At 69.6% G+C, this 24,652-nt stretch carries 21 protein-coding genes and 1 pseudogene; 4 read left to right on the top strand and 18 right to left on the bottom strand.

What is annotated here, in order from left to right:
* Positions 1-37 precede the first annotated feature (37 nt).
* Together EER27_RS15985 and EER27_RS15980 are read right to left on the bottom strand one after the other, a co-directional pair.
* Positions 38-694 carry a protein-L-isoaspartate O-methyltransferase family protein gene (locus EER27_RS15985; RefSeq protein WP_123089142.1) on the bottom strand — a complete coding sequence of 219 codons (657 nt, stop codon included), beginning with the start codon at positions 692-694 and terminating at the stop codon, positions 38-40.
* A 256-nt stretch (positions 695-950) separates the two neighbouring features.
* Positions 951-1,631: a TetR/AcrR family transcriptional regulator gene (locus tag EER27_RS15980; protein ID WP_123089141.1), complete on the bottom strand. Its 681-nt coding sequence runs from the start codon at positions 1,629-1,631 to the stop codon at positions 951-953.
* A gap of 76 nt (positions 1,632-1,707) precedes the next feature.
* On the opposite strand from EER27_RS15980, the gene EER27_RS15975 reads away from it, so the two are divergent.
* Positions 1,708-2,859, top strand: coding sequence for an efflux RND transporter periplasmic adaptor subunit (locus EER27_RS15975; RefSeq protein ID WP_123089140.1), 1,152 nt, complete (start codon positions 1,708-1,710; stop codon positions 2,857-2,859).
* A gap of 243 nt (positions 2,860-3,102) precedes the next feature.
* Positions 3,103-6,261, top strand: coding sequence for an efflux RND transporter permease subunit (locus EER27_RS15970; RefSeq protein ID WP_123089139.1), 3,159 nt, complete (start codon positions 3,103-3,105; stop codon positions 6,259-6,261).
* Positions 6,262-6,340: 79 nt separating this feature from the next.
* Here the strand turns inward: EER27_RS15970 and thrC are convergent, their stop codons facing one another.
* From thrC to EER27_RS17410, 5 genes are all read right to left on the bottom strand, one after another.
* Positions 6,341-7,639, bottom strand: a complete 1,299-nt coding sequence (gene thrC / locus EER27_RS15965; RefSeq protein ID WP_123089138.1) for a threonine synthase — start codon at positions 7,637-7,639, stop codon at positions 6,341-6,343.
* On the bottom strand, positions 7,636-8,604 hold the full coding sequence (locus tag EER27_RS15960; RefSeq protein WP_123089137.1) for a homoserine kinase: 969 nt from the start codon (positions 8,602-8,604) through the stop codon (positions 7,636-7,638). The genes thrC and EER27_RS15960 overlap by 4 nt, the downstream gene beginning before the upstream one ends.
* A complete protein-coding gene (thrA, locus tag EER27_RS15955) occupies positions 8,601-11,246 on the bottom strand; it encodes a bifunctional aspartate kinase/homoserine dehydrogenase I (protein WP_123089136.1) in 2,646 nt (881 codons plus the stop codon). The genes EER27_RS15960 and thrA overlap by 4 nt, the downstream gene beginning before the upstream one ends.
* An 87-nt stretch (positions 11,247-11,333) precedes the next feature.
* A complete protein-coding gene (locus EER27_RS17190) occupies positions 11,334-11,501 on the bottom strand; it encodes a hypothetical protein (RefSeq protein WP_190285840.1) in 168 nt (55 codons plus the stop codon).
* Positions 11,502-11,581: 80 nt separating this feature from the next.
* Positions 11,582-12,193 (bottom strand): hypothetical protein, encoded by a 612-nt coding sequence (locus EER27_RS17410; RefSeq protein WP_425480857.1) that lies wholly within the window; start codon positions 12,191-12,193, stop codon positions 11,582-11,584.
* Positions 12,194-12,734: 541 nt separating this feature from the next.
* Between EER27_RS17410 and EER27_RS15945 the strand changes: the two genes are divergently transcribed.
* A complete protein-coding gene (locus tag EER27_RS15945; protein ID WP_123089134.1) occupies positions 12,735-13,040 on the top strand; it encodes a cupin domain-containing protein in 306 nt (101 codons plus the stop codon).
* 72 nt (positions 13,041-13,112) lie between these two features.
* Positions 13,113-13,643: a GNAT family N-acetyltransferase gene (locus tag EER27_RS15940; RefSeq protein ID WP_123089133.1), complete on the top strand. Its 531-nt coding sequence runs from the start codon at positions 13,113-13,115 to the stop codon at positions 13,641-13,643.
* Positions 13,644-13,685: 42 nt separating this feature from the next.
* Here the strand turns inward: EER27_RS15940 and EER27_RS15935 are convergent, their stop codons facing one another.
* From EER27_RS15935 to ilvC, 11 genes and pseudogenes are all read right to left on the bottom strand, one after another.
* On the bottom strand, positions 13,686-14,132 hold the full coding sequence (locus tag EER27_RS15935; RefSeq protein WP_123089132.1) for an RES family NAD+ phosphorylase: 447 nt from the start codon (positions 14,130-14,132) through the stop codon (positions 13,686-13,688).
* Positions 14,132-14,713, bottom strand: a complete 582-nt coding sequence (locus EER27_RS15930; protein WP_190285839.1) for an antitoxin Xre-like helix-turn-helix domain-containing protein — start codon at positions 14,711-14,713, stop codon at positions 14,132-14,134. The genes EER27_RS15935 and EER27_RS15930 overlap by 1 nt, the downstream gene beginning before the upstream one ends.
* 130 nt (positions 14,714-14,843) lie before the next feature.
* Positions 14,844-15,932, bottom strand: a complete 1,089-nt coding sequence (gene leuB, locus EER27_RS15925; protein ID WP_123089130.1) for a 3-isopropylmalate dehydrogenase — start codon at positions 15,930-15,932, stop codon at positions 14,844-14,846.
* Between the two features lie 85 nt (positions 15,933-16,017).
* Positions 16,018-16,590, bottom strand: a pseudogene (gene leuD, locus EER27_RS15920) (3-isopropylmalate dehydratase small subunit); the annotation flags it as partial.
* Entirely contained in the window at positions 16,587-18,014 is a 1,428-nt protein-coding gene (gene leuC / locus EER27_RS15915) for a 3-isopropylmalate dehydratase large subunit (protein WP_123089128.1), read from the bottom strand. The pseudogene leuD and the gene leuC, both read right to left, overlap by 4 nt.
* Before the next feature lie 7 nt (positions 18,015-18,021).
* A complete protein-coding gene (locus EER27_RS15910; protein WP_123089127.1) occupies positions 18,022-19,671 on the bottom strand; it encodes a 2-isopropylmalate synthase in 1,650 nt (549 codons plus the stop codon).
* On the bottom strand, positions 19,668-20,774 hold the full coding sequence (locus EER27_RS15905; RefSeq protein ID WP_123089126.1) for a threonine dehydratase: 1,107 nt from the start codon (positions 20,772-20,774) through the stop codon (positions 19,668-19,670). Before EER27_RS15905 ends, EER27_RS15910 begins: the two co-directional genes overlap by 4 nt.
* A complete protein-coding gene (locus tag EER27_RS15900) occupies positions 20,767-21,699 on the bottom strand; it encodes an aminotransferase class IV (RefSeq protein WP_123089125.1) in 933 nt (310 codons plus the stop codon). The genes EER27_RS15905 and EER27_RS15900 overlap by 8 nt, the downstream gene beginning before the upstream one ends.
* Positions 21,690-21,929 (bottom strand): ACT domain-containing protein, encoded by a 240-nt coding sequence (locus tag EER27_RS15895; protein WP_123089124.1) that lies wholly within the window; start codon positions 21,927-21,929, stop codon positions 21,690-21,692. Before EER27_RS15895 ends, EER27_RS15900 begins: the two co-directional genes overlap by 10 nt.
* The gene (ilvG, locus tag EER27_RS15890) at positions 21,910-23,601 is read right to left on the bottom strand and encodes an acetolactate synthase 2 catalytic subunit (protein WP_123089123.1); all 1,692 of its coding nucleotides are present in this window, start codon (positions 23,599-23,601) and stop codon (positions 21,910-21,912) included. The genes EER27_RS15895 and ilvG overlap by 20 nt, the downstream gene beginning before the upstream one ends.
* Positions 23,598-24,620, bottom strand: a complete 1,023-nt coding sequence (gene ilvC, locus EER27_RS15885) for a ketol-acid reductoisomerase (protein WP_123089122.1) — start codon at positions 24,618-24,620, stop codon at positions 23,598-23,600. The genes ilvG and ilvC overlap by 4 nt, the downstream gene beginning before the upstream one ends.
* Positions 24,621-24,652 lie beyond the last annotated feature (32 nt).

Raw genomic sequence — 24,652 nt, 5'->3', positions numbered from 1 at the left:
CGCGGCGTGATGCGGACCTGGCGTGGGGTGTGCCGGCTCAGAAATCGAAGGCCGGTGCGGGAGCCGCACCGGGGAGGTAAGGGATGTCGGTTTCGAACAACGATTGGATGCGCGGAGCGTTGACTTCGTTGTGCAGCAGCACCGCTTCCATCGCCGGCGAACGGCCGCGCACGACGAACATCCGACCGTCGGGCTGCAGCCACTGCAGGAAATGCGCCGGGATGGCATCGACCGCGCCGGTCACGCAGACCGCGTTGAAGCGGCGGCCATCGCCCCAGGTCATCGGGTCGGCGTGTTCAACCCGGACGTTGCCGATGCGCTGCGCGGCGAGCGCGTCGCGGATGCCGGCCACGGCGTCGGCCTGCGGCTCCAGCACCACCACTTCACGCGCCAGTTGGCCCAGGCAGGCGGCCAGATAGCCGCCACCGCTGCCAACCAGCAGCACGTCTTCGGTCGCCTGGACATTGACGGCCTGCAGCACGCGGCCTTCGACCACCGGCTTGAGCAGCAAGCCGCCATCGGCGCGCGGCAGGGCCACGTCGGTGTAGGCCAGGGTCTGGTGCTCGACCTGCACGAACGCCTCACGCGGCAGTGCCGTCAGCACGCCGAGCACGCGCGGCTCCAGCACATCCCAGGGCCGGATCTGCTGCTCAACCATCAATTCGCGGGCCTTGGTGTAGTCGATGGTGCTCATGCGGGGTACTCGTGATCGTTCGCGGGAGGCGCGAATTCTACCGTTTGGGGAGCCCCGGGGCCGCACGCGGTCCGGGGCGCATAGGGTCAACCAGCGCGGCGTCTGGACTGAGTGCCGGAAGTAATCAGGACTGTCGTAACCGGGGCTGCAACCAGGGCCTTCGAAAACGTGACGGTTGCGGCAAAGGCTTGAGCCATCAAGGCCCGCACCCGGGGCCGCTGCGGCACGGTCGCAGCGCGGGTCTGCGCCGCGCCCATCACGCCGGGCGTCGTCCGTAGGCGCGCAGGAACATCTCGACCGTCGCCGCGACATGCGCCTGCGTATCGAATGCGCCGCCGGCCGCGTACTCGGGGCCGCAGCCGAACACCAGCCGCGCATGCATCTCGCCCTTGAGCAGGCACAGGAACTGCGAGCCGGCCAGGGCCGTGTCGGGCAGGTCCAGCTCGCCGGCATCGGCGCGGCGCTGCAGAAATGCCGCAAACTCGTCCTGCACGCGCTTCGGGCCGGCCTCCCAGAACATCTGCGGCAGCGGCGAGGCGGCTGCCTGCGGTGTGCACAGCATGCGGTGGCCCGCCACGGCTTCCGGGCTGTTGACCATCGACACGAAGGCACGGCCGATCACCATCAGGCATTCGCGCAGTGGCGTTTCGGGGTCTCCGACAAACAGCGACGACGGCAACTGCATCTCGCAATAGGCTTTCACCGAGGCGACGAACAGCGTCTCCTTGTCGCCGAAATGGCTGTACACAGTGAGCTTGGAGACACCGGCGGCGGCGGCGATCTGGTCCATGCTCACGCCATCGAACCCGTTGCCGGTGAACAGTGTCTTGGCCGCGTCGAGGATCGCCGCGCGCTTGCCCAGATCCTTCGGGCGACCGGGCCCGGCTGGCTTGGCAGCGGTCTCGGAGCCGGGTACGGGGGGGCGGGGTGTGGTCATGTTGGAATACTAGACTATCCAGTTTGTTATTTATACAGTACTGTCTGGTTCATTAATTCAACCGGGATTGCCTACGATGCACCGCCAGCTTCGACCAGGACGCCGCTCGTCCGCCCGCCCGCGTGCGCTCCCGCGCGTCGCGTTGCTGATCGCACTGGTCGCCGTCGTGGCGGCCGGATGCAGCGGCGGGAAGGCCACCGACGAGGCGGCCCGTCCGGTGCTGGTGGTGCATCCGGTTGCGGGGGGCGTCTCCGCCAGCGCATTTGCCGGCGAGGTGCGCGCACGCGAGGAAAGCCCGCTGTCGTTCCGCGTCGGCGGCAACCTGGTCGAGCGTCGTGTCGATGTCGGCGACCACGTCCGGCGCGGTGACCTGTTGGCGGTGCTCGACCCGGGCGACCTGCAGGCCCAGGCACGCGCGGCGCAGGCGCAGCTGGTCGCTGCCGAGGCCGAACTTGCCCGCGCGCGCGCCGACCAGGCGCGCTTCGCCAAACTTGGCCAGGGCCAACTGGTCAGTCGTTCCACGATCGATGCGCAGAACGCCGCCGCGACGGCCGCGCAGGGCCAGGTCAACGCCGCACGCGCCAGCCTGGAGGTCGCACGCAACCAGGCCGCGTACACCCAGTTGCGCGCTCCCAGCAATGGCGTGATCGCATCGCGCAGCGCCGAGGCCGGCCAGGTGCTCGGTGCCGGGCAGGCGGTGTTCGCGTTGGCCACCGACGGCGCCCGGGAGATCGCGTTCGCCGTTCCCGAGGATGCCGTCGCCGCGCTCAAGCCCGGCCAGCCGGTGCTGGTGGAATCGTGGTCGAGCCAGCAGCGCTTCCCCGGGCGGGTACGGGAGATCTCCCCGGCGGCCGATCCCGCATCGCGGACGTACGGCGCGCGCGTCGTGATCGACGCGCCGGCAGGCAGCTTCGAACTCGGCCAGAGCGCGCGCGTCTACTTGCCGCACGCGGACAACGGCGGCCTCAGCGTGCCGCTGGCAGCGGTGCAGCGCGCCGCCGCCGGCGACAAGCCGGCCGTGTTCGTGGTGGATATCGCCACCTCGACACTCGCGTTGCGACCGGTGGAACTGGGTCCGTATGGCCAGGAGCGCGTTCCGGTGAAGGGTGGTCTTACCGCCAATGATTGGGTGGTTGCCGCGGGCGGCCACCTGTTGCGCGTCGGGCAGAAGGTGAGTCCGGTCGACCGCGACAACAAGCCCGTTACCCCGGCCTCGGGAAAGCCCTGACGTCGGGGCCCAACCCGCCCGACGCGTCGCCACCACCCTGCCTGCACGTCCTGCGCGAAGGCAGCTGGAAGCGGGCGCGAAGCATCGCTACCGGTTCGGCACCGTGATGCCGCACCGGCAATACCCGCGGCAACGCTTTCCCGGCCCCTCGTTGCAACGCGGGGCCAACGGCAACACCCGCACCCTTCATCCCGGCACACTCATTTCCTCGATTGAGTGACCACGACACCGCGAGCCGTCGACATGCGCTTCAACCTTTCCGAATGGGCATTGCGCCACCGCAGCCTGGTCGTCTACGCGATGCTGGTGATGGCCATCGCCGGTGCGTTTTCGTACCTGCGCCTGGGCCGCAGCGAGGATCCGAAATTCACCTTCAAGGTGATGGTGGTACGCACGCTGTGGCCGGGCGCCACCGCCGACGAGGTCGCCCAACAGGTCACCGAGCGGATCGAGAAGAAGCTCATGGAGACGGGCGAGTACATGTACGTGCGCTCGTACTCGCGGGCCGGCGAATCGCAGGTGATCTTCGCCGCGCGCGACTCGATGCACTCGGTCGAGATTGGCCCGCTGTGGTACCAGGTGCGCAAGAAGATCGGCGACCTGCGACCGCTGCTGCCCAACGACGTGGTCGGTCCGTTCTTCAACGACGAGTTCGGCGATACCTACGGCAACATCTACGCGCTGACCGGCAAGGGCTTCGACTACGCGGTGCTCAAGGACTACGCCGATCGTGTGCAGCTGTCGCTGCAGGGCGTGCCGGACGTGGGCAAGATCGAGCTGTTCGGCGCGCAGGACGAGAAGATCTGGATCGAGCTGTCCAACACCAAGCTGGCCACGCTCGGCGTGCCGCTGACCGCGGTCAAGGACGCCCTCGACCACCAGAATGCGATGGTCCCGGCCGGCTTCTTTGAAACCAGCAGCAGCCGCGTGGCGCTGCGCGTGCAGGGCAAGTTCCGTTCGATCGAGGAGATCCGCGCTTTCCCGATCCGTGTCGGCGACCGCAGCTTCCGCCTCGACGACGTCGCCAAGGTCACGCGCGGCTTCTCCGATCCACCGGCGCCGCGCATGCGCTTCATGGGCGAGGACGCGATCGGCATCGGCGTGGCGATGAAGGAAGGCGGCGACATCCTGGTGCTGGGCAAGACGCTCGAGAAGGAATTCGCGGCGCTGCAACAGACCTTGCCGGCCGGCATGGAGCTGCGCAAGGTCGCCGACCAGCCCGCGGCGGTGAAGGAATCGGTGGGCGAGTTCGTGCGCGTGCTGGCCGAGGCGGTTGCGATCGTGTTGCTGGTGAGCTTCTTCTCGCTGGGTTGGCGGACCGGCCTGGTGGTCGCGCTGTCGATCCCGCTGGTGCTGGCGATGACGTTTGCCGGCATGGAGTTCTTCGGCGTCGGACTGCACAAGATCTCGCTCGGTGCGCTGGTGCTGGCGCTCGGCCTGCTGGTCGACGACGCGATCATTGCCGTGGAGATGATGGCGATCAAGATGGAACAGGGCTACAGCCGCATCAAGGCGGCCGCGTTCGCCTGGGACAGCACGGCGTTCCCGATGCTGACCGGCACCCTGATCACCGCCGCCGGCTTCCTGCCCATCGCCACGGCCGCCTCCAGCACCGGCGAGTACACGCGCTCGCTGTTCCAGGTGGTGACGATCGCGCTGCTGGTGTCGTGGGTTGCGGCGGTGATGTTCATCCCGTTCCTCGGCGACAAGCTGCTGCCCGATCACGGCCACGCCGCCGCGCTCAAGCCCGGCTCGCTGGCGGCACGCTGGCACGCCACCCGCCAGCGCTGGGCCGACCGCAATCCGCGCCTGGCCGACTTCATCGCCCCGGCGGTGCACGACGGCAAGGACCACGACCCCTACGACAGCCGGTTCTACACGCGCTTCCGTGCGTGGCTGACCTGGTGCGTGCGCCGTCGCAAGACGGTGATCGCGATCACCGCCGCCGCGTTCATCGGCTCGCTGGCGCTGTTCCGTTTCGTCCCGCAACAGTTCTTCCCCGACTCGGTGCGGCCAGAGCTGATGGTCGACGTGGAGCTGGCCGAGGGCAGCTCGCTCAAGGCCACCGCGGCACAGGTCGCACGCCTGGAGGCAATCCTCGCCAAACGCGAGGACCTGGCCAACTACGTGTCCTACGTCGGCACCGGTTCGCCGCGCTTCTACCTGCCGCTGGACCAGCAGCTGCCCGCGGCCAACTTCGCCCAGTTCGTGCTGATGCCCAAGGACATCCACGCGCGCGAGACGATCCGCGGCTGGATCATCGACGAGGTGATTCCGCAATTCCCCGAGTTGCAGATGCGCGTGACGCGCCTGGAGAACGGCCCGCCGGTGGGCTATCCGGTCCAGTTCCGCGTCTCGGGCGAGCATATCGACCAGGTCCGCAAGCTGGCGTACCAGGTGCGCGAGACGGTGCGCAAGAACGGACACGTCGCCAACGTCAACCTGGATTGGGACGAGCCCAACAAGGTCGTGCGCCTGCGCGTCGACCAGGAACGCGCACGAGCGCTGGGCGTCAGCTCGGCGCAGCTGGCGACGTTCCTGACCGGTTCGCTGTCGGGCAACCACGCCAGTACCTACCGCGAGGGCAATGAGCTGATCGAGGTGCTGCTGCGCGGCCCCGAACAGGAGCGCGCGCAGCTGGACATGCTCGGCAGCCTGATGGTGCCGACCACCAACGGCCGCAGCATTCCGTTGAACCAGATCGCCACGCTCGAATACGGATTCGAGGAAGGCATCATCTGGCACCGCGACCGCAAGCCGACGATGACCGTGCGCGCCGACATCTACGACGGCACGCAGCCGGCCTCGGTGATGGCGGAAATCTCGCCGACGCTCGATGCGATCCGCGCCGGGTTGCCGTACGGCTACACGGTGAATGTCGGCGGCAGCGTCGAGGATTCCGCGCGCGGGCAGGACTCGATCAAGGCCGGCATGCCGCTGTTCCTGTTCGTGGTGTTCACCTTGCTGATGCTGCAGCTGCGCAGTTTCTCGCGGAGCGTGATGGTGCTGTTGACCGCGCCGCTGGGCGTGATCGGCGTGGTGTTGTTCCTGCTGGTGTTCCGGGTGCCGTTCGGCTTCGTGGCGCTGCTGGGCACGATCGCGCTGGCCGGCATGATCATGCGCAACTCGGTGATCCTGGTCGACCAGATCGAGCAGGACCGCAGCGAGGGTGCCGAACCGTGGAAGGCGATCGTGGAGGCGACGGTGCGCCGCTTCCGGCCGATCGTGCTGACCGCGCTGGCGGCCATCCTGGCGATGATTCCGCTGTCGCGCAGCGCGTTCTTCGGACCGATGGCGGTGTCGATCATGGGCGGCCTGCTGGTGGCCACCGTGTTGACGTTGCTGTTCCTTCCCGCGCTGTACGCCGCGTGGTTCCGCATCAAGGTGCCCGCGACCGCCTGACGATGCGGGACTGACTCCGAATCGGCGGCGCGTGGATCGCGCCGCCTCGCGGTAGTTGCCGGTGTGCCTCGCGCGGCCCTCAGGACGTCGCGGTTTCGAGCAGCGCCCCGCGCAGCGTCGCGTAGTCGGCCGGCAGCCGTTCGGCCGATGCGGGAAGGGCCAGCGACGCCGCCAGCGCTGGCGGTGGCGTGACCACCTGCCCCACCAGCGGCTCGACGATTGTCTCGAACTTGGACGGGTGGGCGGTGGCAACCACGGCCCAAGGCCGCGTGTCGCCGCGCGCGCGCAGGCGTTCGAGCACGTGCAGGCCGGTGGCCGTGTGCGGGCAGGGCACCACGCCATGGCGCTGCGGCGCCGCGCGGATCGTCGCGGCGATGGTGGCGTCATCGACCGCATGGGCAGACAGCGCCGCGCGCAGTTCGGCGTCATCGCGATGCCAGTGGCGCAGCCGCTCGAAGTTGCTCGGAGCGCCGACGTCCATCGCGTTGGCCAGCGTCGCCACGCTGGCGCGCGGGGCGTACTCGCCGCCGGCGAAGTAGCGCGGCAGAACGTCGTTGGCGTTGGTTGCCAGCACGATCTCACCGATCGGCAGCCCGATGCGTCGCGCCACGACCGCCGCCGCGGCGTTGCCCAGGTTGCCGGTCGGCACCACGAAATTCAGCGTCATACCGTGCGTGGCGGCGTGCTGCGTGGCGGCGTGCGCGTAGTAGGCCACCTGCGGCAGCAGCCGGCCGAGGCTGATGCTGTTGGCCGAGCCCAGCGGGCACGCGTCGCGCAGCGCGCTGTCGGCCAGCGCCTGTTTGGCCAGCCGCTGGCAGTCGTCGAAGCTGCCGGCCACGCGGAACGTGCGCACGTTGTCGCCCCAGCATTCCAGGCCGTGCGCCTGGCGCGGCGACACGCGGCCCTCGGGGTACAGGATGACAACCTTGAACCCCGCAAGGCGATGGAATGCCGCGGCAACGGCCGCACCGGTGTCGCCCGATGTCGCGACCACGATGGTGGTATCGCGATCGCCCGGGGCGCGCAGCGCGCCCAGCGCGCCGGCGAGGAAGCGCGCGCCGTAGTCCTTGAACGCCGCGGTGGGGCCGTGGAACAGCTCCAGCAGGTGGTCGCCGTTGCCCGCCAGCGCGCGCAAGGGTGCGTCGAAGCCGTAAGCGTGCTGGCACAGCGACGTCAGGTTGCCCCGCAATGCCGAGCCGTCCAGGAACGGCGCAAGTACACGCTCGGCCGTGGCAACCAGGCTGGTGGCGCCGGCGATCGCGTCCAGCAGTGGCAACTGCTCCGGCACGTACAGGCCGCCATCGCCGGCCAGTCCCGCGGCGAGTGCGGCATCCAGCGAGACCGGCGCAATGCCGCCGCGGGTGCTGATGTAGTTCATGCGTCGTCCCCGTCGAGCAGGTCGGCGCGCGGGCCCGCCACCGGTGTGACGTAGGCACGCGCATCAAAGCCGGCAGCGACGAAGGCTGCGCGCATGGCAGGCGCCGCGGCGCTGGCCTCGGCCTGGGAGGCGAACCAGGCGAACGTGCTCGGCCCGGCGCCGGAAATGCTGGCGCCCAGTGCGCCAGCTGCCAGCGCGGCGGCTTTGGCCGCGGCGAATCCCGGGATCAACGGTGCGCGGCGCGGTTCGACCAGCAGGTCGTGAAGTCCATCGCGTATCAGCGTGGCATCGCCGCGCTGCAATCCCGTCAGGAACAACGCCAGATGCGCGCTCTGCTCGACCACCAGCGACAGCGGGTAGGGATCGGCCAGCACCGCGCGCGCGTGGCGCGTTTCCAGGACCTGATCGGGATGCACGACCACCGCATGCAGCCACTCGGGCACCGCCAACGGAATCATGCGTGTCGAGGTGGCCATCACCACGCCGCCGAGCAGCATCGGGGCGACGTTGTCGCCGTGGCGACTGCCGCTGGACACCGATTCGCCGTCCAGCGCGAACGGGTACAGCTCATCGCGCGTCAGCGGTGTGTCGAGCAGGGCGTTGGCCGCCACCAGCGCGGCCACGCACGACGCCGCCGAGCCGCCGAGTCCGGAACCCAGCGGGATGCCTTTTTCCAGCGCCAGTTCGAAGCCAAACGCCAGGCCGAGTTGATCGCGCAGGCTGATCAGCGCTTGTCCCGCGGTGTTGCGTGCGGCGTCCAGCGGAAGGCTGGACGCGCCGGTGCAGTCGCCGGTGATGGAGCGGATGCGCACCAGTGGCTCGTCGATGCGGCGCACGGTGGCGATGTCGCGAACGCCGAGGATGGAATGGCCGAGCAGGTCGAAGCCGACGCCGATGTTGCCGACGCTGCCGGGCGCGAACGCACGCGCGTGCCGCGCCGGCGGGAAGGACGGTGTCGCACTCATGCTTGGGCTCCGAGGGTCTGTGCAATGCCGAGGATGTCGCCGAACACGCCGGCGGCGGTGACGTCCGGGCCCGCTCCCGGTCCCTGCACCACCAGCGGATTATCGGCGTAGCGGCGCGTGCGGAACTGCACCAGGTTGTCGGTCAGTCGGGTATGCACGGCGGCGTGTCCGCCGTCGAGCGACGACACGCCCACCGTCGCGTGTACTTCGCCGGCGGCCAGTTCCAGGCGCGCAAGGTGGCGAAGCTGGCGATCGCTGGCGCGAGCCTGCAGCAGCCGTTCCTGCATGGGCGCATCGAGTTCGTGCAGGCGTTCGAGGAACTCGCTGCGCGAAACCCCGCGCAAGGCTTCCGGCACCAGGCTCTCGATGGCGACGTCGTCCATCGACAACGCACAGCCCGCCTCGCGCGCCAGGATCACCAGCTTGCGCGCGACATCGGTACCCGACAGGTCGTCGCGCGGGTCCGGTTCGGTGTAGCCCAGCGCCATCGCTTCGCGCACAAGCGCGGAGAACGGCACGCTGCCGTCGTACCGGTTGAACAGCCAGGCCAGCGTGCCCGACAGCACGCCCTCGATGCCCAGCAGCACGTCGCCGGTGTCGAGCAGGCAGCGCAGGGTCTGGATCACGGGCAGGCCCGCGCCGACCGTGGCCTCGTAGCGGAACTGCGCGTGGCCACGCCCGGCAACCGCCGCGCTGGCCGTACGGATCGCCTGGTAACGCGACCACGCGCCGCTGCCGGCGTGCTTGCTGGGCGTGACCACGTGGATGCCGGCTGCCAACCAGCGCGGGTAGTGCGCGGCGATTGCGTCGTTGCCGCTGCAGTCGACGATCAGCGCATGCGGCAGATGCTCGGCGCGCACGTGCGCGGCGAATGCGTCCAGGTCGAGCGCGGTGGTGGCGTCATCGACCGAGGCGCCCGGCGCGGCGGCATCGGCCAGTCGCGCGATGGCGTCCGCCGGGTCGAGACGGACCGCCGCCAGGCACATGCGGCGGCTGTCGGCGAGCGCGCGCAGGCGCAGGTCGATGCCTTCGTCGTGGCCGTCGAAGGTCGACGAGGCCAACTGCGCGAGCAGCGCGCGACCCACCTGGCCCGGGCCGATCACGCCGACCGAGATCGTCTGCGGCGACAGCCAGAACGCCGAGTGCGCGCTGCGCAACGCCCGCGTGGCGTCGCCGGCGGCGATCGCCACCGACAGGTTGCGCTCGCCCGCGCCCTGGGCGATGGCGCGCACGTTGACGCGCGCCTGCGCCAGGCCGCCGAGCAGCCGCGCTGCGACGCCCGGCGTACCGACCATTCCGTCGCCGACGGCTGCCAGCACGCAGATGTCCGGCGTCACCGTGACGCCTTGTGCCTGGCCCGCCTCGATGGCCTCGGCGAACGCGCGGGCGATCGCCGCCCGACCGGGCTCGGCCTGGTCGGCACGCACCACGCAACAGATCGAGTGCTCCGACGACCCCTGCGAAATCATCGTCACCGACACGCCGGCCTCGCGCAGCGCGCCGAACAGGCGCTCCGCGGTGCCCGGCACGCCGGCCATGCCGCTGCCGCTGAGGTCGAGGATCGCCAGGTTCTCGACCAGGCTCAGGCCCTTGACCGGGTGCGGATGGCCGTCGTCGTGCCGCGCTGCCGCGCCGCCGTCGGGACCGATCACGGTGCCCGGGCAGTCCGGGCGCGCGCTGTTGCGGATGCGCACCGCGACACCGCGCTGCTGCAACGGCACCAGGGTCTGCGGGTGCAGCACTTTGGCCCCGAAGTAGGCCAGCTCGCACGCCTCGGCATAGCTCAGTGACGGCAGCCGGACGGCGTCGGGAACCAGTCGCGGATCCGCGCTGAGTACGCCGTCGACATCGGTCCAGATCGTCAGCAGTTCGGCCGCGAACAGTCGCGCAAAGATCGCCGCCGACCAGTCGCTGCCGTTGCGGCCAAGCACCGTCGCGCGGCCTTGCCCGTCGCGTGCGACGAACCCGGTGACCACCACCTGGGTGCCGCGGTGGCGTTCCAGCCATTGCGCGAGCAGGGCTTCGGTCGCCGGCCAGTCGATCGCGCAACCCAGCTCGCCCGGTTGGGTGACCAGCACGTCGCGCGCATCGAGGCGATCCCAGCCGGCCGCATCGCCACCGAGGGCGGCGTGCATGAGCCGCGACGACAGCACCTCGCCCAGGCCGGGCAGCGCGTGGCCCGGGTCGTGCGCGCCGTCGACGGGCGCGGCGAGCGCGGCCAGTTCGCCGTGCAGCGCGGCAAATTCGTCGTGCAGTTGGGACGACAGTGCGTCGCCGCTGTCGAGCAGCGCGGCCGCTTCGATGTGGCGTTGTTGCAAGGCGCCCCAGTCGGCCTGCCAGTCGCGTCCGGCGCGGGCGTCGGCGACCAGCCGCAGCAACGCGTCGGTGACGCCCTGCATGGCCGAGACCACCACCCATCGCGACGACGCGCCGTCATCGAGCAGCCCCGCCGCGGAGCGGTAATGCGCGGCGCTGGCCAGGCTGCTGCCACCGAACTTGTGGGCGTGGCGTCGGGGCGTGTCGAGCGTCGCGCCTTCGCGCTGCACGACGTTGGGTGGCCCATCGGCTGACGAGCTCGACAGCGAACTGGGTGACGAACTGGACGACGAACTGGGTGGATTGGAACTCGAGGCAGCAGACATCAGTGGCTCCTGTGTGGGGGCCCCGGTCCGGCGGGTAGGAAGGCAGGCTTCCGCACCCAGTCGGGGTGCGGAGCGGCGTGGATCAGATCAACTGGACACGCCCGTCCGCACCCCGTCAGGAGTGGTGGTACGGGTGGTGGTAATGACGGTGGTGGCAAGCACGGTGACGACGTCACGGGCATCGGCCATCGACACGGCGATGCGGCAGCCTTGCGGCTGGCAGTCGTGGATGGCGATGGCGGCGTGATGCGGCATGCGGGCAGAGTCAACCGCGGACACCGCCCGCGTCAAGGGGGGCGACGCCGACAGGTGGATCCTGTGATGGCGATCGCGGGCTACCGGCTGCCCCACGGCGGCGGCGGTGCGGCCACGGGCTGGCCGAGGTCGAACTCGACGCGGAACAGGCGTCCCGGCCGCGCAAGCTCGTACACGAACAACTGGCCCGGTTCGACTTCGATCGCCCAGACGTTGGTATTGGACACCGCGCGGTTGGTCCGGGTGAAGGTCGCGCGCGAATCGTCGTCGACCGGGAACTGCTGCCGGCGCGCGCTGCCGCCGGCCTCGCTGTCGCCGCCGTACAGGGTGACGTCGTCGTCGCTGCCGTCGGCGTGGCGATGGTCGTGCTTCAGGCGCAGGCCCTTGCGGGTGCGCGTGACCACCCAGGTGCGCGAGCGATCGTCGCCGACGTGGAACGGGATGCGCAGCTCGCGCTGGCTGCATTCGCGCACGTGCATGACCAGCGCCTTGCCGGCAAACGGATCGTCGCCGGCTGGCGTGGGCGCATCGATCACCACGCGCCCGGCGAACGCGTGCCCGCACAGCCCGGCGAGCCGTTCGAAGAAGGCGTCGGCCGCTGCCGCGTCGGCTTCCTCGTCGTGCTCGTCGTCCTGCCTGGCGTTGCCGGCGTCGCCCTCGTGCGCGTCGCCAGCGCTGATTGGTGGCGCGATTGCCGCCTCGTCCGCCGGAGGCGCGGCGACTGCAGTGCTGGGGTTCTGGTCGAGCGATTCCACCTGGACGTTCGCGGCCTCGGGATGATCGGCAACGGTTGCGGCCGCATCGACGGGCGTCAGCGCCGTCTGCGCGACAGCGGGAGTGCAGGCGCAAGCAACCAGGAGCGCGGCGGTCAGGCGGGTGGCGATGGCATTCATGGGCGCGAACCGTAACCACGCGCGGGCGTCGGTGCAAACCGCGACGGGCGACACACCGTCGATCTGGCCCATCCGGGCCCATCCGGGCCCGGCCGGCGCGTTGTAGCCACCGTCGCGGCGATCCCCGTTGCGGTCACCTCCCGGTCGCGGCGACCACCGGCGGGGTGCGAGCGGGGTTGTTCCCCGGCGGCGGCTGCTCGACACTCCGGACGCGCCAATGCGGATGTCCCCGTCGCCTCGTGATCGTGGCCGTGCGGGACCTCCGCGCCTTGACCCTTTCCGCCGAAGCGGCCGGGTGGCGTGACCCCTTCGCAACGGATGGCTTGCCGGAGTCGACGCCATGCATACCGGAAACCTGTTTGCCCACACGCAGGCACCCGCAGGCGGGGAGTGTTTCGAGACACTGCTGGCCCACCGCAACCTGGTCGTGGAGCGCATCGTCAGTTCCGCCGACGCCGTGCCGACCCAGTACGTGCAGCCGCAGGACGAGTGGGTGGCGTTGCTGCGCGGGGAAGCCACCCTGGACGTCGCAGGGGAAGCGCTCGAACTGCGTGCCGGCGACACCGTGTTCCTGCCCGCTGGCGTGCCGCACACGGTGCGGCGGGTCACCGACGGCGCGATCTGGCTGGCGGTTCACCTGCACTGACGGCCCGTGCGGCATCGACGTGCCACCGGCGCGGGATCCATCGCCCTTGCACCACCCAACCAGGCTCGCCACATGACGGAACCGCGCCACGCCCGATCCGCCGACATCCCCGCGCTCCAGGCCCTGATCGCGTCATCGGGGCAGGCCCTGAGTGCCGGCTACTACACGCCGGAACAGACCGATGCCATCACACGGCACGTGTTCGGCGTCGACACCCGACTGCTGGAAGACGAAACCTATTTCGTCATCGAGCACGACAACCGCATCGTCGCCTGTGGTGGCTGGAGCAAGCGACGCACGTTGTTCGGCGGCGATCAGGCGAAGTCCGGCCCGGACCCGCTGCTCGATCCGGCGATGGAGTCGGCGCGCATCCGTGCGTTCTTCGTCGATCCATCGATGGCCCGTCGCGGGCTGGGGCGGCGGCTCATGGAGATCTGCGTCGCCGAGGCCAGGCACGCGGGTTTCACGGCACTGGAACTCGTATCGACATTGCCCGGCGAGCCGCTGTACCTCGCATCGGGTTTCGCGGTGCTGGAACGTTTCGACCTCGACCTGCCAGGCAACGTGCGCGTCCCGGTGTCGCGCATGCGGATGGGGATCTGACGTCCGGCGCGAAGCGTTCATCGGCGCCGCCAATCGCACGGGCTAGCGGATGAATCTCCGGTCCACCCAGAACGGCCCCATGTCCGATTCCTTCAGATGAGTGGCCGCCTGCGGGTGCAGCGGGTTGATCAGGAAATTGAACGCCTCCGGGAGGACGGCTGACGGGATCTTCAGCAGGAGGCCCTTGCCGCCGGTCAACCACGCATCGCCCATGGCCTGCGTGGTCGGCCGGTTGGCCTGCCATCCCGAGGGCAGGGCGGGCATGGGCGCGACCACCGCGCCTTTGCCAACGTCGATCGCCAACAACTTGAGCGTCAGCGGAATGCTGGCGGGCGTCAGGTGCATGTGGGCCAGCACTTCCACCATCGCCAACGCCGGGTGCTCGGCGGCATAGACGACGTGCCTTGGCCGCGTGTGCCAGCGGCCGTCGACGTAGGTGCCACCGATGCCGCTGAGTCCCGGATGCGCGGAAATCCGCCACAGCCGCATCAGAACACCCCGTGCGCGGTCCGCAGGATCATCGCCTCGACCAGGCGGGTGCCGGAGTCGGTGGCCGACAGTTCCAGCGGCGATATCGGCTCGACGTCCGGCAGGTAGTTCGCGCGGGCGGACAGCCAGGCGGACGCGGTGCTCCTGTCGCCGAACAACTCTTCAGCCATCGAGGTAACGCGCGCCATGCGCATCAGCCGTTCGGACTCGTCGACGGTGAAGTGCTGCTTCTCGTTCAGGCGCCGGCGGATCGTGCTCTCCGGAGCGATCAGCTTGTAGTCCACATCGATGGCGTCGCTCAGGGATTCCAGGGCCGACGATGGCAGCCCAAGGTTGACGAGCTTGACGACATCGAACTCCGACTCGATGTGTTCGCCGAGCAACTGGCCCATCCGGCCGAACACCGAATGGGCTGGCGGCGCATCGGCAACGCGGCCGGGCGCCTTGGTCCGGGCCATGGTCCGGACCTTGCCCGGGGTCTTGTCGGCGGGCTTGAGCGCCGTGTGCATTCCGGCCTTTGCGAGCGGCGTGGAGCGTGGCGCACGTTTGCTTTTGCCGGGCTTTGGAATGGGAGCTGTCATGGCCGTATCCGTCATTTGGCTTGATACTCACGCCAAATGGCGGCCCCGTCAAACCCGCCGGAAGCGGGGCGGGCATCGGCCCGCCCCTCGTGGTTCCCAAGCCGGCACCTTCCCTCGCGCGTGCCGTCGTTCAATCCCGCAATTCGGCCACGTAGCAGGTGTCCAGCAGATGCTCGAGCACGGCTTCGGTGGCCGCGCGCGTCCCGACTGCAGTGTCACCGGCGGCGAGGTCGGCGGTGAACGTGCCGGCGTCCAGGGCATGCGAAACCGCCAGCTCGATCGCGCCTGCCTCGTCTTCCAGTCCCAGCGAATGACGCAGCAACAGCGCGGCGCTGAGGATCGCCGCATACGGGTTGGCGATACCGCGACCTGCGATGTCGGGTGCCGAACCGTGGATCGGTTCGTAAAGACCGACGCGACCTTCGCCCAGTGAGGCCGACGGCAACAGACCGAGCGAGCCGGCCAGCATCGACGCCTCGTCGGTGAGGATGTCGCCGAACATGTTCTCGGTAACGATGACGTCGTAGTCGCGGGGCCGTGCCAGCAGGTGCATCGCCATCGAATCCACCAACTGGTGTTCGAGCGTCACGTCGGGGAACTCGCTGCCGGCGACGCGCGTGGCGACCTCGCGCCACAGTCGCGAGGTTTCCAGCACGTTCGCCTTGTCGACCGACACGACATGGCCACGCCGCGTGCGCGCTAGGTGGCACGCGCGACGCACGACGCGTTCGATCTCCTCGATGGTGTACTCGCACAGGTCGCTTGCGCCGCTGCCGGTGCGCGTCTTCTGGCCGAAGTACACCCCGCCGGTCAGCTCGCGCACGACCACCAGGTCGACGCCGGTCAGCAGGTGCGGCTTGATCGGCGATGCGCCCATCGCGGCCGGATGCGGTTTGACCGGCCGCAGGTTGGCGTAAAGGCCGAGTGCCTTGCGGATCGCCAGCAGGCCCTGCTCCGGTCGCACCGGTGCCTTCGGGTCCGACCACTTCGGGCCGCCCACGGCGCCCAGCAGTACCGCGTCGGCTTCGCGACACCGCTGCAGCGTGTCTTCGGGCAGTGCCTGCCCGGTGGCGTCGATCGCGGCGCCGCCGATCAGGCATTGGGTGAACGCGAACGCGTGGCCGTGGCGGCGCGCAACCGCGCGCAGCACCTGCACGGCGGCGTGGGTGACTTCCGGACCGATGCCGTCACCGGGCAGTACGACAATCTCAGCGTGCATGGCGAACCTCTCGGGATGGCGTGTCGACGGCGCTGCCGGCGGCATGCCGTGGGGTGTCGGTGGGGGCCTCGAAGGGCCCGGGCGGCGCATGACGCGCCTCGAACGCGCCGATGGCCTCGTCCTGCCGGATCAGATAGCCCAACTCGTCGACGCCTTCGAGCAGGCAGGTCTGCGCAAACGCGTCCAGCGGAAAGCTGAAGACGCGGAAGTCGGGCAGCATCACCTGGCGCTTGGCGACATCGACGTGCAGCGCGATGCCGGGACGGTCGAGCAGTTCGTCGACGATCGCCTCGTCCAGCACGATCGGCAGCAGGCCGTTCTTGAGCGCGTTGCTGCGGAAGATGTCGGCGATCTGCGCGCTGATCACCGCGCGTAGGCCGAGGTCGGTCAGCGCCCAGGGAGCATGTTCACGCGACGAACCGCAACCGAAGTTGCGTCCGGCCACGAGGATGCGCGCGTCGGCATTGGCCGGGTCGTTGAACGGGAACGCCGGGTCGGGACTGCCGTCGGGACGCAGGCGCCAGTCGTTGAATGCGTGCCGGCCCAGGCCACTGCGTTCGGTGGTGGTGAGGAACCGCGCGGGGATGATCTGGTCGGTGTCGATGTTGCGTTCGCGCAACACCACGGTGCGCGACAACAGCGTGGTGAAGGCGCTCATGCGGCGTGCTCGTGTGCGTGGGTGGCGGGCAGGGCCCGCGGGTCAGTGATCTGGCCGGTGATCGCGCATGCTGCCGCGGTCAGTGGCGAGGCCAGCACGGTGCGCGCGCCCTTGCCCTGACGGCCTTCGAAATTGCGGTTGCTGGTCGACACCGCCAATTGCCCAGGGCCGACCAGATCGCCGTTCATGGCGATGCACATCGAGCAACCCGGCTCGCGCCATTCGCCGCCGGCGGCGAGCACGATCGCGTCGATGCCCTCGGCCTCGGCATCGCGCTTGACCTGTTCGGAACCCGGCACCACCAGCATGCGCACGCGCGGATGCACCTTGCGACCGCGCAGCACATCGGCGGCCTGGCGCAGGTCGCTGAGCCGCGAGTTGGTGCAGCTTCCGATGAACACCACGTCGACTGCCTGGCCCGCCAGCGGTGTGCCGCCAACGAAACCCATGTAGGCCATCGCGCGCGCTTCGTCGTCGTTGCCGGCGATCGGCAGCGAGGCGTCGATGGCCGTGACCTGTCCCGGGTGCGTGCCCCAGGTGACGGTGGGGCGGATCGCGCCGGCATCGATCGATACCTCGCGATCGAACCGCGCTCCCGGGTCGCTGTGAAAGTGCCGCCAGCGCGCGACGGCTCGGACGAAATCGTCTCCACGCGGTGCGCGCGGCGTATGCGCCAGATACTCGAACGTCACCTCGTCGGGGGCGATGAGGCCGGCACGTGCCCCGGCCTCGATCGACATGTTGCACACGGTCATGCGCTCATCCATCGACATCGCCCGGATGGCCGCGCCGCGGTACTCGATCACATGGCCCGTGCCGCCGTTGACGCCGATCACGCCGATCACGTGCAGGATCAGGTCCTTGGCAGTCACGCCGGCGCCGAGTTCGCCCTCGATGTTGATCGCCAGCGTCCGGGGCTTGCGCTGCAGCAGGCATTGCGTGGCCAGCACGTGGCCGACTTCGCTGGTGCCGATGCCGAACGCCAGCGCGCCGAATGCGCCGTGGGTCGCGGTGTGGCTGTCGCCGCAGACGATGCTCATGCCCGGCTGGGTGAGACCCAGTTCCGGACCGATCACGTGGACGATGCCGCGTTGCGTGCCGTCGTAGTCGAACAGCTCGACGCCAAACCGCGCGGCGTTCTCGCGAAGGCGCGCAACCTGCGCTTCGCCCTCGGCGCTGAAGTACGCCAGGCGCCCGTCGGCGAGGCGCGGCACCGTGGGGGTGGAGTGGTCGAGCGTGCCCTTGGTGCGATCCGGGCGGCGCACGGGCAATCCACGCGCGTCCAGCTCGGCGAACGCCTGCGGCGAGGTCACCTCGTGGATCAGGTGCAGGTCGATGTACAGCACGGCCGGCGAAGCCTCACTTTCCGGGCGGACCAGGTGGGCGTCCCACAGTTTGTCGAACAGGGTCTTGGGAGAGGACATGCAAACCTCAGGCCGTTGCGGCGATGCGTTGTGGTGAAGGGGCAGCGGCGCGCGTGCGCGACACGCGATTGGCGATTTCCAGCCAGGCGTGCGCGCTGGCCTCGAGGATGTCGGTGCTGGTGCCCGAGCCGCTGAGCTCGGCGCCGTCGACGCGCGCGGTCACGCTGGCCTGTCCCTGCGCGTCGTCGCCGGTGGTCACGCTCGACACCTGGTAGCTGTCGATGTGCAAGGCGATGCCGGTGGCGCGCGCGAGCGCGGCGAACAGCGCATGCACCGGGCCATCGCCGACCGCTGCTTCGCTGACCTGGCCGCCGTCGGCGTCGAGCAGCCGCACGCTGGCCGTGGGCAGGCTGTCGTCGCCGACGCCTGTGCTGACGTGCAGGTGCAGCAGGCGATGGCCATGCAGGGTCGGCGCGTCGGTGCCCAGCACCAGGGCTTCGAGGTCGGCGTCGAACACCTCGCGCTTCTTCTCGGCGAGCGTCTTGAACCCGGCGAATACCTGATTGAGGCGCGCCTCGTCGAGTGCGAAACCCAACGACTGTAGGCGATCGGACAGCGCGGCGCGGCCGCTGTGGCGACCGAGAACGATCTGCGACTGCACCCAGCCCACGTCTTCCGGACGCATGATTTCGTAGGTGCCGCGATGCTTGAGCATGCCGTGCTGGTGGATGCCCGATTCGTGGGCGAACGCGTTCTGGCCGACGATCGCCTTGTTGCGTTGCACCTGCATCCCGGTGATGCGCGACAGCAGCCGCGAGGTCGGCAGCAGGCGGCGCGTGTCGATGCGCGTGCGGGCGTCGAAGTAGCCGCTGCGGACGTTCAATGCCATCACCAGTTCTTCCAGCGCGCAGTTTCCGGCGCGCTCACCGATGCCGTTGATGGTGCATTCGACCTGGCGCGCTCCGCCCTCGATCGCCGCCAGGCTGTTGGCCACGGCAAGGCCCAGGTCGTCGTGGCAATGCGCGCTGAACACCGCGCGGTGCGCGTCACGGACGTTCGCGCGCAGGTACTCGAACAACGCGCGGATCTCCGCCGGCGTGGTGTAACCGACGGTGTCGGGAATGTTGAGCGTGGTGGCACCGGCGGCGACTGCCGCGCCGCAGATCTCGGCGAGGAAATCTGGCTCGGTGCGCAACGCGTCCTCGGCCGAGAACTCAACGTCATCGAAGTGGCGGCGGGCAAGCTCGACGCCCATCACCGCGCGTTCGATCACCTGCTCGCGGCTGAGCCCGAGCTTGTGCTCGCGGTGCAACGGGCTGGTGGAGATGAACACGTGCAGCCGCGCGGCGCGTGCGGCGTCGAGGGTGCGGGCAGCGGCCTCGATGTCGCCGGCATGGCAACGTGCCAGCGCAGCGAGCGTCGAGCCTCGCACTTCGCGCGCGATCGCACGGCCGGCGTCGATCTCGGCGACCGAGCTGGCCGGAAAGCCGACTTCGATCACGTCGACCCCGAGCTCGCTCAATGCGTGGGCGAACCGCAACTTCTGCGGCGCGGTCATGCTGCAGCCTGGCGATTGCTCGCCGTCGCGAAGGCTGGTGTCGAAGATGCGCACGTGTTCGCCGGGAGCCGGGGGTGCGATGGCAGCGTCGGCGATAGACGCGGGACAATCGCGGGTGACGTGGGCGGGGCCAGATACGTCGGGTTCGGAAGTGCTCATGCGCGCAGGTCCTCGCCGGGCGACGCCGCGAACGGCGCGGCCGGCATGATGGGGGTAGGGGAGGAAGCCGTGGCGGACGCGGAGGCCGCCAGTGGACGCAGCACGCCGTCGACGCCAGCCGGCAATTCGCGGCTGCGGCGACGCGGGCGTCGCGGTGCGCGGGTGCGTACTTCGGAAAGCAGTTTCGCCAGTACGTCGGCATCGATGTTGCCGCCCGACACGACCGCACATTTGCGGCGGCCGGCGACGCGACGGCCGGCGGCGAGCGCCAGCGCACCGGCGCCCTCGGCGATCACGTGCTGTTCGAGTGCCAGGCGCACCAACGTTTCGCGCAGCTCCGCTTCGCGCACGATCACGACGTCATCCAGCAGCTCAGCCAACACGAGGCGGGTGAGCACGCCGGGCTGCTTGACGCGCACGCCATCGGCGAGCGTGATCGCGGGCTCGCGCACCGCGACGTCGCCCCGCAGCGCGCGTGCCATCGCGTCGACGCCTTCGACCTGGGCGCCGACGATACGCACGCCCTGCGACTTCAACGCCAGGGCGACGCCGGCAGCCAGTCCACCGCCGCCGATCGGCACCAGCACCACGTCCGGAGCCAGCGCCGCCATCTCGAGTCCGACCGTGCCCTGGCCGGCGATCACGTCGGCGTCGTCGAACGCCGATAGCAGGCGATAGCCGTGCTGGGCGGCCAGGTCGTTGGCGAACAACCGTGCCTCGTCGTAGCTGTCGCCATGCAAGCGCACCGTCGCGCCCCAGTGCGCCACGCCGGCGACTTTGGTCTGCGGTGCGTTGCGTGGCATCACCGCGATTACCGGCACGCGCAGCCGGTAGCCGGCCCAGGCCAGCCCCTGCGCATGGTTGCCCGCGGACGCGGCGATCACCGGCCGCTGGTCGCCACGTTCGCGCGCGGCCAGCAGCGCATTCATGGCGCCGCGCACCTTGTACGAACCGGTGCGCTGCAGGTTCTCCAGCTTGAGCCAGCAACCGAAGCGCTCGGCGTGGAGCAACGGCGTAGCGGCGAGGTAGGGGCGCAGTCGCGCTTGCGCTGCGAGTACGTCGCTGGCGCTGACGCGGGCTGCCGCGGGCGTGGTCTCAGACATCGGTCAGCCAATCGCGATACCGCGCATCCGCGCCGGTGACCACGCGCCGGTAAAGGCGTGCGGCCTCGCGGCCCACATCGCTGTCGGCGTAGGTGCGGCCGTCCAGCGAATCGATGGGGGTGACCTCGGCTGCGGTCCCGCAGACAAAGACCTCGTCGGCGTCGCGCAGCTCCTCCAGGCTGACCGTGCGTGACTGGGCGCCGGTCAGCGCGATCAGGCTGTCGCGGGTGATGCCGGGCAGTGCGTCGGGGTGGTCGACCGCGACCACGCGATCGTCGCGCACCATGAACACGTTCGCGCCCGTGCATTCGACGACATCGCCCTGCGCATCAACGAACAACGCCTCGTCGAAGCCGCGTGCCATCGCTTCGTGCTTGGCGAGGATGGAGTTCACGTACGCGCCGCACAGCTTCAGCGGCGGCAACGAGGTCGCCGGATTGCGCCGCCACGACGACACGCCGAGCTTCACGCGTCCACCCGCCAGGTGCACGCCAATGGCGAACGTGGCGACCATCAGGTGCTTGCTCAGCGGCGCGACGTCCAGGCCGATCGAGCCGGTGCCGCACCAGGTCAGCGGTCGGATGTAGGCATCGCGGTGCCGGTTCGCACGCAGTACGGCCAGCGTGGCCGAGGTGGCCTGCGCGATATCGAAGTCGATGCCGAGCAGGTCCGCTCCTGCGCGCATGCGTGCAAGGTGTTCGGGCAGGCGGAAGACGGCAGCGCCGCCGTCGACCGTGGCGTAGCTGCGGATGCCCTCGAACACGCCGCTGCCGTAGTGCATCGCGTGCGTGGTGAGTGGCGCGCGCGGCGAATCGGCGTCGATCAGCTGGCCGTCGAACCAGATCTTCGCGGTGATCGCGTTCGCTTCGTCGTTGCTGGGTGCGGTGCCGGTTGGCATGGCAACGGGAGCGTCGGTCAGGGACATGGCGACACCTCGACGGCCAGGCAGTCGTACAGCTTCTCGAGCTGCAGCTGCAGCGACTCGACGGTGCGTTCGCCTTCGACGGCTAGGCGCAGGTGCCACCGGTCGCCGTCGGCCTGGGTCTCGCCGTCGACGCTGACGGGACGGAAGCCGCGGCGTTCGGCGGTGCCCAGCACGCGGGTCAGTGCGCCCTCGGCGCGGCGCAGGGTGAGGTCAAGTTGGTAACGTTGCATTGGCGTCCTCGCAGTCCATGAGCCTGGGGTCGAACAGCATTTGCGCGTTGTTGCGGTTGGGCGGAACCAGCGGCCAGACGTTGGCCTCGGCGTCGATCGCCACGTGCAACAGTGCGGGGCCGGGTGCGGCAAGCAATTGCGCGATCGCGTCCTCGACGCGGTCGGCGCGATCGACATGCATCGCCTGCACGCCAAACGCGACCGCCAGCGCGACGAAGTCCGGGTTGTCGGACAAGTCGGTCTCCGAGTAGCGCTGTTCGAAGAACAGCTGTTGCCACTGGCGCACCATGCCCAGGCGCTGGTTGTCGATCAGCACGATCTTCACCGGCAGCTGGTAGCGTCCCAGCGTGGCCAGCTCCTGTACGTTCATCAGGAACGAACCATCGCCGCTGACGCAGACCACCTGCGCATCGGCGCACGACAGCTGCGCACCGATCGCGGCCGGCAGCCCGAAGCCCATCGCACCGAGCGCGCCGCTGGTGAGGTGGCGTCGCGGGTCGTTGAAGGCCCAATGCTGGGCGACCCACATCTGGTGCTGACCGACATCGCAGGCCACCACCGCCGACGGCGCCAGCTGCGACATCCGCCGCAACAGCGCCGGCGCGAACACGCTCTCGCCCGGCGCGTCGTAACGCGCCGCGTGGCGTCGCTTGTTCTCGACGCAGGTTGCCCGCCACGCCGAGCATTCCGGCATCGCCGTGGCCAACGCGTCCAGGCTGGTGCGCAACTCGCCGCGCAGGGCGACGTCGGCCGCGCGCAGCTTGCCGATCTCGGCCGCATCCAGGTCCAGGTGGATCACCTTCGCGCCGGGCGCGAACTCGGCGACTTTGCCGGTGGCCCGGTCGTCGAACCGCGCACCGACCACCACCAGCAGATCGGCCTGCTGCACGGCCTGGTTGGCCGCGCGGGTGCCGTGCATGCCCAGCATGCCCAGGTTGAGCGGGTGGTCATCGGCCAGTGCACCGATGCCGCGCAGCGTCAGCACCGTGGGGATCTGCGTGGCGCCGACGAAGCTGCGGAACTCCGCCACGGCATCGCCCAGTGCGATGCCGCCACCGCCGTACACCACGGGTCGGCGCGCGTTGGACAGCAACTCGACCGCTGCCAGCAGCGCCACCGGACACGCCGAGTGGGGAGCGTCGATCGGCAGCGGCCGGTGCATTGGCAGGTGCGCGGCATCGGCGGTCTGCACGTTCTTGGGCAGGTCGATCAGCACCGGCCCCGGCCGGCCCGAGCGCGCCAGCCGGAACGCTTCGGCCAGAACGCTCGGCAGTTCGTCGACACGGCGCGGCAGGAAGCTGTGCTTCACCACCGGCAGGGTCATGCCGAACACGTCGACTTCCTGGAACGCGTCAGTGCCCATCAACGTGGTGGGCACCTGTCCGGTGATCACCACCATCGGCACCGAGTCCAGCATCGCGTCGGCGATGCCGGTGACCAGGTTGGTCGCACCCGGACCGGACGTCGCCACGCACACGCCGACCCGACCGCTCGCACGTGCGTAACCGTTGGCCGCGAACGCCGCGCCCTGCTCGTGCCGGACCAGGATGTGTTTCAGGTCCGAGCCGTAGAGCGCGTCGTAGAAGGGCATGATCGCGCCGCCCGGGTAACCGAACAGCGTGTCCACGCCCTCCGCGGCCAGTGCGTGCACCAGCCACTGCGACCCGTTCATGCAGTGGCCTGCTCGGGTTTGGGTTCGGTCGCGACGCTCGGCGCGGCGGCAGGCTGCGGCGCCGTCGACAGCCACTTCATGTTGGCGCGCAGCTTCTTGCCAACCGCTTCGATGGGATGCTCGAGATCGCCTTGCTTGAGGGCCTTGTAGTTGGCGTTTCCGGACTGGTACTCGGCGATCCACTGGCGCGCGAACGTGCCGTCCTGGATCTCCGTCAGCACCTTGCGCATCTGCGCGCGGGTGTTGTCGTCGACGACGTAGCTGCCGCGCGTGAGCGCACCGTATTGCGCCGTCTCGCTGATGAACTCGTGCATGCGCGTGATGCCGCCTTCGTAGAACAGGTCGACGATCAGCTTCAGTTCGTGCAGACACTCGTAGTAGGCGACCTCGGGTTGGTAGCCGGCCTCGACCAGGGTTTCCCAGCCGGCCTGCACGAGCTTGGTCGCGCCGCCACAAAGCACCGCCTGTTCGCCGAACAGGTCGGTTTCTGTCTCTTCCTTGAAGGTCGTGCGGATGGCGTTCTGGCGCGCGCCGCCGATCCCGCCGCAGTAATTCAGCGCAAGTTGCTCGGCGTTGCCGGAGCGGTCCTGGTGGACGGCATAGACCGAGGGAACGCCGCGGCCGATCTCGTACTCGCGGCGCACCAGCGCGCCGGGACCCTTGGGCGCGACGAGGACGACATCCAGGTCGTCGCGCGGCGTGATCTGTCCGTAGTGCACGTTGAATCCGTGCGCGAACAGCAGGCAGGCGCCCGCTGCGATGTTGGGCTCGATGACGTCGCGATAGAGCTGCGCCTGGACCATGTCGGGCGTCAGCACGGCGACCAGTTCGGCACCGGCGACGGCTTGCGCGGGGGTCTTGACGGTGAAGCCATCGGCCTTGGCCTTGAGCTCGGTCGGGCCGCCCGGACGCAGGCCGACGGTGACCTCGAAGCCGGAGTCGCGCAGGTTGAGCGCGTGCGCGCGGCCCTGGCTGCCGTAGCCGACGATCGCGATGCGGGGTTTGCTGGTGGTGCTCATGGCGGGAGTTCCTGTGGGTGTCGAGTGGAGGT

The sequence above is a fragment of the Montanilutibacter psychrotolerans genome (assembly GCF_003719825.1).
Classification (GTDB): domain Bacteria; phylum Pseudomonadota; class Gammaproteobacteria; order Xanthomonadales; family Xanthomonadaceae; genus Montanilutibacter; species Montanilutibacter psychrotolerans.
The sequence above is the reverse complement of the archived record's forward strand: the minus strand, read 5'-3'. Positions and strand labels throughout refer to the sequence as shown.